Here is an 8,003-nt window from a genome sequence, read left to right as displayed (position 1 = left end):
CAGCGCGCGACTGACGAGGTGATAGCGCAGCGCCGGGGCAGGGCCGTTGCGATCCACCGTCAGCGTGCCGCGATCGAACACCGCCATCTTGTCCTGCGCATCGGGGTCCTTCTTGTCGAAGGTCAGCGTGTCGCCCATGCGGCGGTGGCTGGTGCCTCGCGCATCGAACAGGGGCGCGACACGGTCGAACGCATCCTCACTCGTCTGTCCGGGCGCAAGGGGGATTTCGCCCCGGATATGCCAGATCCAGTCTAACAGTCCGGGTTTAGGCGCGTCGTCGATGGGGGTGCTGGACATCGGGTGGCCGGCAAAGCTGAGTGGCGCGCTCACTCGGCCGGTACCGCGCTGGTCTGGCCGTAGCGGGTGCGATCGATGCGCTCCTTGATCGATTTCCAGCCTTCGGTGAACGGATAAGTCATCTGCTCGCGGATCGACATGCGGCGGCCGCCTTCCATGCCCAGCAGTTCGGCTTCCCCATCCACGCAAGTGCCGAAGAAGCGGTCGATGATGATCCAGGTGTTGCAGAAGTTGCTGCGGCTGGCCTCGAAATCCTGCGAGTGGTGCAGGCTGTGGTGCTCGGTGGTGTTGAAGGTGAAGCGCCACCAGCGCGGCGTGTTGAACCGCACGTTGATGTGCTGGTACGTTCCCACGGCCAGGCCTAGCGCACCGGCCAGCAGCGCGGCCCGCGGCAGGAAATCGAAGAAGCCGCCGATACCCAGGCCAATCAGGAACAACTCCACCGGGTTGCCGACCGCGCCTTTGTTGATGTTCAGCTGGGTGATGTAGTGGTGGACCGAGTGGGGCAGCCACAGGGGGTACCAGTTGTGCATCCCGCGATGCATCCAGTACTGGCCGAAGTCGAAGATGAACGAGATCAGGAACGCCTGCAGCAGCAGCGGCAAGCCGGTGAACCAGTGGAACTTCTCCCAGTCGGCGCTGTGCTGCACCGCCTCGATGATCGCGCCGGCACCAATGAAATCCTCGACCACGTTGAGGATCGTATAGCCCAGGCCGACGTAGAACAGGTCGGTCGCCAGTTCCTTCCAGGTCAGCCTCCAGCTTTCGTAGCGGGGGAAGAAGTGCTCCATCGTGAGCATCAGCACGCGAAAGCCGATACTGATACCGATCGCCGTGGAAGCCTTCGCGATGGAATTAGGGGCGTAATACCAGAACAGGATCAAGCCGAAGAGCACGGCGGGCTGGAACCAGGTAAAGAACGCCTGTTTGAAAGGCCCACCTTCCACGCGGGGGATATTCTCCCACCCGATGGTAACCGGCGCCTGCGTGCCGATCATCCGCTTACCGACGCGAACTCCTTCCATGGCTCAAACCCCGTACAGTTTCGTCCGCCTTTTCCGCAGCTTGGCCATGAGGACCACGAGGCTGGAAAAGAATGAAAATCTGACGGCTGAATCCCCGAGGCGGGGTCATAGCGCTAGCCGGCAATCTGATATGCCGGGCATAGGTTTGACCTATGATGTCCTGCGATTGGAATGGACACGTTTTCATGGGATTGTACCGTATGGCCAGTAAAGGCCATTTCGCGGCCGTGTGGATAGGGGAAGAGTGACGGCTTGGTGACGACTATCATTCCGCTCGCCCGCCGCGGACGCATCACCGTGGCTATAGTGCTGATCGCGATCATCCTGATCTGCGCATCCGCCGTGAGATTCTCACAGTCGGCCTCCCCAGGTTCGCCGCATGCGCTGACTGACTTTGATGCGTTCCATATCGCCGGCCGCCTCGCCGCACATGGTCGGTTGGCCGATGCCTACGACGCTCGTTCCTTTTTTTTGGAGCAAAGGCGGGTGTCGGGCACGCCTAGCTTCATGCCATGGACTTATCCGCCGCCGTTCACCGCCTTTGCGCAAGGCCTTTCACTACTGCCGATCGGTATGTCTTACGCATTATTCGCGGGACTGTCCTTTGCATTCTATCTGATAGTCCTGCGGCGTATTTGCGGCGAGTACCTGCCCGGCGCCCTGATCGCAGTAGCTCCGGTGATCATCATCAATTTGCGGACCGGACAAAACGGTTTCCTGATTTCTGGGTTGATCGGTGCATTTCTGTTGGCTGCATTTGGCGAACGGGACCAACGTGCCGGCGCGATTTTGGGCGTGCTGATTATCAAGCCGCATCTGGCTTTCTCGATCGGGATTATCGCCTTGTGGCGGCGCTCGATCGGTTTGGTGGCGATGGCAGCGACGATTGCCGTCTTGCTCATTGGGTTGGTGACGTGGTTTTACGGTGCGGGGATATGGAGCCTTTTTTTCTCGGCCATGCGAGAGGCGACAGGATTCCTTCAGTCCGGCTATTACCAACTGTTCCGGATGTCGTCCGTCTACGCCACGCTTTTCAGCTTCGGGCTATCTTCGGCAGCAGCGATGGCCGGCCAAGCGTTATGCGCGGGAGGTGCGCTAATGCTGTTTGGCTTTGCGCTAAAAAGGGGAATGCCAACGCGATATATAGCAGCGCTGGCTTGCATTTGTGCCGTGCTGGTCAGCCCATACTGCTACGATTATGACCTGGCGATACTGGGCATTGGCATCGCTTTCATCATCCCGGACTTGCTGGCGCGGGCCGGTCCGGGCGAGTTGGCGTGCTTGACGGGGCTGACGTGGTTCGCCGGAGGATACGGCTTGGCCACCAAGGTCGTGATGGAGAAACTTGTAGATACGGGTGTGGCAGGGTCGGAACTGTCCACGTCGCCCACCGCCCCGGCGCTGATCGCTCCGGCCCTACTGGCCGCGTGTCTTTGGTCCGCCATGCTCCTGCGACGCGAACGGCGTTAACGGTACTCAATGCGTTTCGCTAAACGGCTGGATCGCAAAGGCGCGATACTGGCTGGTTGCAGAGTTATAGGGCAGGGCCCTGGCACTCCATCCCGCGCGGATCAAATTGGAAGCCACGCAATTCCACATCGGCTTTTGCAGGACGATCATGTATTGGACGTGGAAGTGGCCGGCGGTGTCATTCAGCGCGCTATCCCATCCGCAGCTTGCCAGCGTAGAGCGTCGATGAGCCGCCGCGCTGTATGGCGTCTTGAGACCTACGACATCGATCAGGCGCAACTGTGGGGCGACCCACGCGATCATTCCTGCGTCATGCACCAGCACAGGAGTGCCAGGCGGGATCGTAGCGGCGACATGCGCAAGCGCGCGTAGTTCAACGGCGGTCTTTTGCTCGCTATTCCACAGGTTGGCGAGTGTTGCGGGGAGCAGCATAATAGACCAAGTCAGCAGTGCCAAGGGCAAGAGATGCCCCTGCTTGCCACATGTCAGCTGCATGCAGCAGAACAGGAGAATCGGAATCAGCGTCATCAGGTAACGATACTCATTCCATCCTAAAGACGCCGGTTCCGTTGCCAGCGCGACTGCCAGTATCGTGATGATGAATACCATACAGATGCTTGTCAGCGTATTGTGCCAGGCCGCGGCAAGACCTGCGAACAGCGGCAAAAGCTGGGAGGCGACGAGGCAAACCAGCACGGCTTTAACCCGGCCGACCGGATCTATTTGGCTTTGCGCGAAAAATGCCAGCTTGGCCCCGATCGTGTTGGGCAGGACATGGCCGCTTTCGCATAAGCTCCACAGCGCAAAGGGCGTCGCTGTGAGGACCGTAAGGCCCAGCATTAACATACCAGCACGCCGGTCACGACGCATGACTTGTGGAGCCAGTAAAAGTGCGGCGAGTAAGCCCAGTTCAGGCCGGATGAACGGAGCTATTCCGGCCAGGACCGGAGAATTCGGGCCTGTGCGAGAACAAGCAACCAAGTCGCCATCGCCAGAGCCAGGCCTGTTTCCAGACCATTGCAGAGATGAAGCGCGACCGATCCAGCCGTCAATCCGACCAATGTGTATGCCAGCGCTTGCCAACCGGCCACGCCGCAATTTCGCGCCAGCTTGTCCAGGCCCGCGGCGTAGGCACCGGCGGCGAGGATGTTCAGCAGGCATGATGCTGTAACCAGGGGTAGGACGTGGCCCAGCAGCGCCAGCAGTGCGAGGTGTACCAGGCTCGTCGCGCCCACCAGCGGGCTGCCGCCATATGTCGTGTCTGCGCCTGCCAGCAGGGCGCGTGCATTGTGGAGCGTGATGTAGGCGTCGTCGAGCGGGAAGGTGCCGATCCAGCCGATCCAGCCGGTGAGGATGCACGCGGCATACGCAAGTGCGCGTACCCATGGTTGTCCCAACGCTTGGGCCAGCGTGGTGACGAACGCAGGCACTGCCTTTGTGTGAGGCAAATCCCCAGCACACGCCGTTCTGATCGTCACCGTCCACGTTCCCTGCAAATTCAGAAGCTAACTGCTTCCATGAACGGGTTTGGTTAAGAACCGGTGAGGCCTACGCGCGATGCGGGATCGTGCGCGCCTCCGCCGGCACGGGATCAACCTAGTTTTAGGTAAAGCCGGGTGATGCGTGAGGTCAGGATGCGCCAGGCCCCGTTCTCGTGGCGATAGGTCTCGTGATAATGGCCGCTGCCGTGAAGGATCGGCGTGCCATCGGCCAAATCCCAGACCTTGTCCTCCATGGCGATGACGCCTTGCGCCTCGGTTTCGGACAGGATTTCGATTTCGTGGCAATGGCCGTGGTGGACGGTGCGCCTGGTGGAGACGGCATCGCGCACGAACTGCGTGATGCCATCGCCGCCGTGATAGACCCAATCGTTGCTCTCTGCCCCGGGGCCATCGCCGGCGCCATCCAGATTCAGCGAAGCACGCGCATCGAACATGGCATCATCGCAGAACACTTCTCGTAGTCCTGCCCAATCCTTCGTGTCCATGCAGCGAAAGTAGCGGGCCTTCAGCTGCTTGATCTGCTCGATCGCGAGCAGTCTTTCGGTTGTGTCCATCATCTCCCTCCCTTGTTTCTTCAGCTTACCCGCACGACGACCTTGCCGATGTTGGCCCCGGTAAAGAGGCGGGCATAGGCGGACAGCACATGTTCCAGTCCTGCGGTTTCGTCGAACGGGGTCACGAGCTTCCCCGCATCCGTCCAGCCGCGCAGTCGTGCGGTCAGTTCGGGGCCGCGATGGGCGAAATCGGGGGAGAAGAAGCCAGTTACTTGCAATCGACGGGCCAGGATCTGATCGAAGCGCTGCGGTCCGGGCTGTGCCTGGGCGTAGTTTGCCATCAATCCGCAAATGGCGATGCGTCCGTAGTGCGCCATGTTCGGCAGCACGGCGTCCAATAGGGGGCCGCCGACGTTTTCGAAATAGACGTTGATCCCGTCTGGCGCGGCGCGGGCGATCGCGGCTTCCACATCGAGATCACGATGGTCGATGGCGGCGTCCAGCCCAAGTTCGTCGGTCAGGAAAGCGCATTTCGTGGGCCCGCCCGCGATCCCGATCACGCGCGCGCCCAGCACACGCGCGATCTGCGCGGCCAGCATGCCGGTGGCGCCGCCGGCGGCGGAGACAAGCACCGTCTCGCCTGGCTGGGTGCGCGCCACTTCCTCGATCCCGACGAGCGCGGTCCAGCCATTCATGCCCAGGGGGCCCAGGTGCAGGCGAGGATCGGTCACGGTCGCGTCCAGCTTCGTCAATCCGGACGTAAACGGATCGACGCAGGAGACATCGGCCCATTGGCCGAACGCGCGCACCAGATCGCCAGGGGCAAATCCAGGCGCACGGGATTCCAGCACCCGGCCCAGCACTTGCCCTGGCACGGCGCTGCCCAGCGGGATCGGCGGCTGGTAGCTGTCCATGCGCGGCGTCATCCACATTCTGGTCCCCGCATCGAGCGAGAGCCAGTCGGCCGCGATCGTGACCTGCCCCTCGGCGGGGACGGGCATGGCTTGCCGATCGAGAAAGATGGCGGAGGCGAAATCCAGGCCTTCAGGATAGGCGCGCAAAGTCCACACGCGATTATCGGACATGTTCAGCCTCTCCTGCAGGGCATTACTGGATCGACGACAACCCGGATCGGGGCAACCTGATGTCTTCGCTAGGTGACGCCAATCGACGGTCGCGTAATTCGGATGTAACAGGCGGCGAAAATCCACGGGAAGAACCGTGGAAACAATGAAGGCCGGATTTTCTGGGAGTGGTTAATTCGATGACATATCATCGCGCTTTTTCTCGCATATCGATCCTTCTGGCCGGGACGATGTTTTCTGCTCCGGTTATGGCGCAGGAGGCCGCCGCCTCTGCCACGCTTCCGTCCGCTTCGGCCAGCACGGCTGAGAACGCGGCGAGCCAGGGCGGTTTGGAAGATATCATCGTGACCGCGCGCAAGCGGCAGGAAAGCGTGCAGGACGTGCCGGTCGCCGTGACCGCGATCTCGCCTGTCACGATCCGCCAGCAGGATATCACCAGCATCGAGAAGATCGCTGCGCGAACGCCGAACTTCACCGTAGGCCGCGCATCCAACGGGTCTGGCGCACAGTTGACGATGCGCGGTATCGGTTCTTCCTCCACTTCGATCGGTATCGAGCAGTCAGTCGCCACGGTTGTCGACGGCGTTTATTACGGTCAGGGCCGCGTCATCAACGAGGGGTTCTTCGATCTTGGTCGGATCGAAATCCTGAAGGGCCCGCAAGCACTGTTCTTCGGCAAGAACGCGACCGCGGGCGTGATCTCGATCACTACCGCCGATCCGGGCAAGGAGGCTGAATACTACGGTCGCATCGGTTACGAATTCCGTTCACAGCAAGTTGTGGGTGAGTTCGTTGCATCCAATCCATTGACCGATACGCTGGGCATTCGCGTCGCGCTGCGTGCATCCAAGATGTACGATGGTTATTTCAAGAACGTGGCGGAGCCATTCGATTACCCCACCATCGATGTCGCGACTGGACGGACCGGCAGCCTTGTCGCCAACCCCGCAGCCCGCAATCAGCCGGGCGAAAAGGAACTGCTGGGCCGCGTCACCTTGAAGTGGGAGCCGACTGACCGCCTGACCGCGACGGTCAAGGCTTCAGGCAGCTACAACAAGACGAACAACAGCAGCTGGAACTACGTGGCGTTCAATTGCCCGGGCGGCGTCAGCCAGCTTACCGGCTACGCCTGCGGCGATCGCTTCGTGACGCATCAGAACAAGATCCCAGAAGTGATCTCGCAAGCGACGCCGTACGGCAAGGACGATGGCAGCCTGTATAACCGCTACAAGTCGTGGGCGGTCACCGGCAATATCGCGTACACGCTGCCCGATGTCACCATCACGTCGGTCACCAATTATCAGTGGAATAACAACCGCTGGGCCTGCGCGTGTGACTTCCAATCGAGCACTGGTGCTAACTGGGCGACCGAGAATTCGACTTGGCATGCGTTCTCTTCCGAACTTCGCGCCCTGACGACGTTCGATGGTCCGTTCAACGTGATGGTCGGCGGGCTCTATCAAAAGACGAAGCGTGATTTCGACCAGTACATTATCCTTTCCGGACTGGAAGACAGCACGGCCGCGCCCGCGGACCGCTATCTAGCCACGCGCAAGACCAGCTTCACCGATGGCGAGACACTTGCCTTGTTCGGGCAGGCGACGTGGAAGATCGTCGACACCCTCGAACTGGCGGGCGGCGTGCGTTACACGCATGAAACGAAGGACAGCTACTTCACCCAGCCCTACAACAACGTGGCGGTGACATCGATCTTCCGTCCCCAGAATTCTGCCGATGGCCTGGGTGTGATTACCGCCAACCAGACTTTCAACAACTGGTCCCCGGAAGCGACGTTGACCTGGAAGCCCACACGCGACTTGCTGGTCTATGCGGCATACAAGACGGCCTACAAGTCTGGCGGCTTCTCCAACGGCGGCATCAATTCGGCCTTGTCGCCTGATCCGCTGGGCGATTTGACGTTCGAGCCCGAGCGGGCCTCCGGCTTCGAGGGTGGCATCAAGTCCACGCTGATGGACAACCAGCTGCGCCTCAACCTGAACGTGTACAGCTACAAGTACCGCGATCTGCAGGTAGACTTCTTCAACTCGCCGATCTTCGCATTCCAGACCTTGACCGCCGACGCGCGTACCAAGGGTGCCGAGTTCGAGTTCGAATTCGCCCCGCGTTCGC

7 protein-coding genes and 1 pseudogene are annotated in these 8,003 nt (G+C 60.7%); 2 read left to right on the top strand and 6 right to left on the bottom strand.

What is annotated here, in order from left to right; translation table 11 throughout:
- A pseudogene (locus ACHWRX_RS12795) lies at positions 1-297 on the bottom strand (hypothetical protein); the annotation flags it as partial.
- A gap of 29 nt (positions 298-326) precedes the next feature.
- Positions 327-1,322, bottom strand: coding sequence for a sterol desaturase family protein (locus ACHWRX_RS12790; protein ID WP_394659476.1), 996 nt, complete (start codon positions 1,320-1,322; stop codon positions 327-329).
- A 255-nt stretch (positions 1,323-1,577) separates the two neighbouring features.
- Here ACHWRX_RS12790 and ACHWRX_RS12785 point away from each other — a divergent pair, with 255 nt between their 5' ends.
- On the top strand, positions 1,578-2,792 hold the full coding sequence (locus tag ACHWRX_RS12785) for a glycosyltransferase family 87 protein (protein ID WP_394659477.1): 1,215 nt from the start codon (positions 1,578-1,580) through the stop codon (positions 2,790-2,792).
- 6 nt (positions 2,793-2,798) lie between these two features.
- On the opposite strand, the gene ACHWRX_RS12780 is transcribed toward ACHWRX_RS12785, so the two are convergent.
- The 4 genes from ACHWRX_RS12780 to ACHWRX_RS12765 form a co-directional block, all read right to left on the bottom strand.
- Positions 2,799-3,662: a hypothetical protein gene (locus tag ACHWRX_RS12780; protein WP_394659475.1), complete on the bottom strand. Its 864-nt coding sequence runs from the start codon at positions 3,660-3,662 to the stop codon at positions 2,799-2,801.
- Positions 3,663-3,721: 59 nt separating this feature from the next.
- Positions 3,722-4,222, bottom strand: coding sequence for a hypothetical protein (locus ACHWRX_RS12775; RefSeq protein WP_394659474.1), 501 nt, complete (start codon positions 4,220-4,222; stop codon positions 3,722-3,724).
- Between the two features lie 161 nt (positions 4,223-4,383).
- On the bottom strand, positions 4,384-4,851 hold the full coding sequence (locus ACHWRX_RS12770; protein ID WP_394659473.1) for a nuclear transport factor 2 family protein: 468 nt from the start codon (positions 4,849-4,851) through the stop codon (positions 4,384-4,386).
- Positions 4,852-4,868: 17 nt separating this feature from the next.
- On the bottom strand, positions 4,869-5,873 hold the full coding sequence (locus tag ACHWRX_RS12765; RefSeq protein ID WP_394659472.1) for an NADP-dependent oxidoreductase: 1,005 nt from the start codon (positions 5,871-5,873) through the stop codon (positions 4,869-4,871).
- Between the two features lie 179 nt (positions 5,874-6,052).
- On the opposite strand from ACHWRX_RS12765, the gene ACHWRX_RS12760 reads away from it, so the two are divergent.
- Positions 6,053-8,003 (top strand): TonB-dependent receptor (locus tag ACHWRX_RS12760; RefSeq protein WP_394659471.1); only part of this gene is annotated, 1,951 nt, incomplete at its 3' end.

Origin of the sequence: uncultured Novosphingobium sp., from assembly GCF_964277725.1 — a bacterium.
GTDB classification, from domain to species: domain Bacteria; phylum Pseudomonadota; class Alphaproteobacteria; order Sphingomonadales; family Sphingomonadaceae; genus Novosphingobium; species Novosphingobium fluoreni.
Note: the sequence above shows the minus strand (reverse complement) of the source record. Positions and strands in the feature narration are given on the sequence as shown.

Coding starts and splice junctions, on each gene's coding strand:
- ACHWRX_RS12790 (WP_394659476.1), bottom strand. CDS start 1,322: ATGGAAGGAGTTCGCGTCGGTAAGCGGATGATCGGCACGCAGGCGCCG.
- ACHWRX_RS12780 (WP_394659475.1), bottom strand. CDS start 3,662: ATGCGTCGTGACCGGCGTGCTGGTATGTTAATGCTGGGCCTTACGGTC.
- ACHWRX_RS12770 (WP_394659473.1), bottom strand. CDS start 4,851: ATGATGGACACAACCGAAAGACTGCTCGCGATCGAGCAGATCAAGCAG.
- ACHWRX_RS12765 (WP_394659472.1), bottom strand. CDS start 5,873: ATGTCCGATAATCGCGTGTGGACTTTGCGCGCCTATCCTGAAGGCCTG.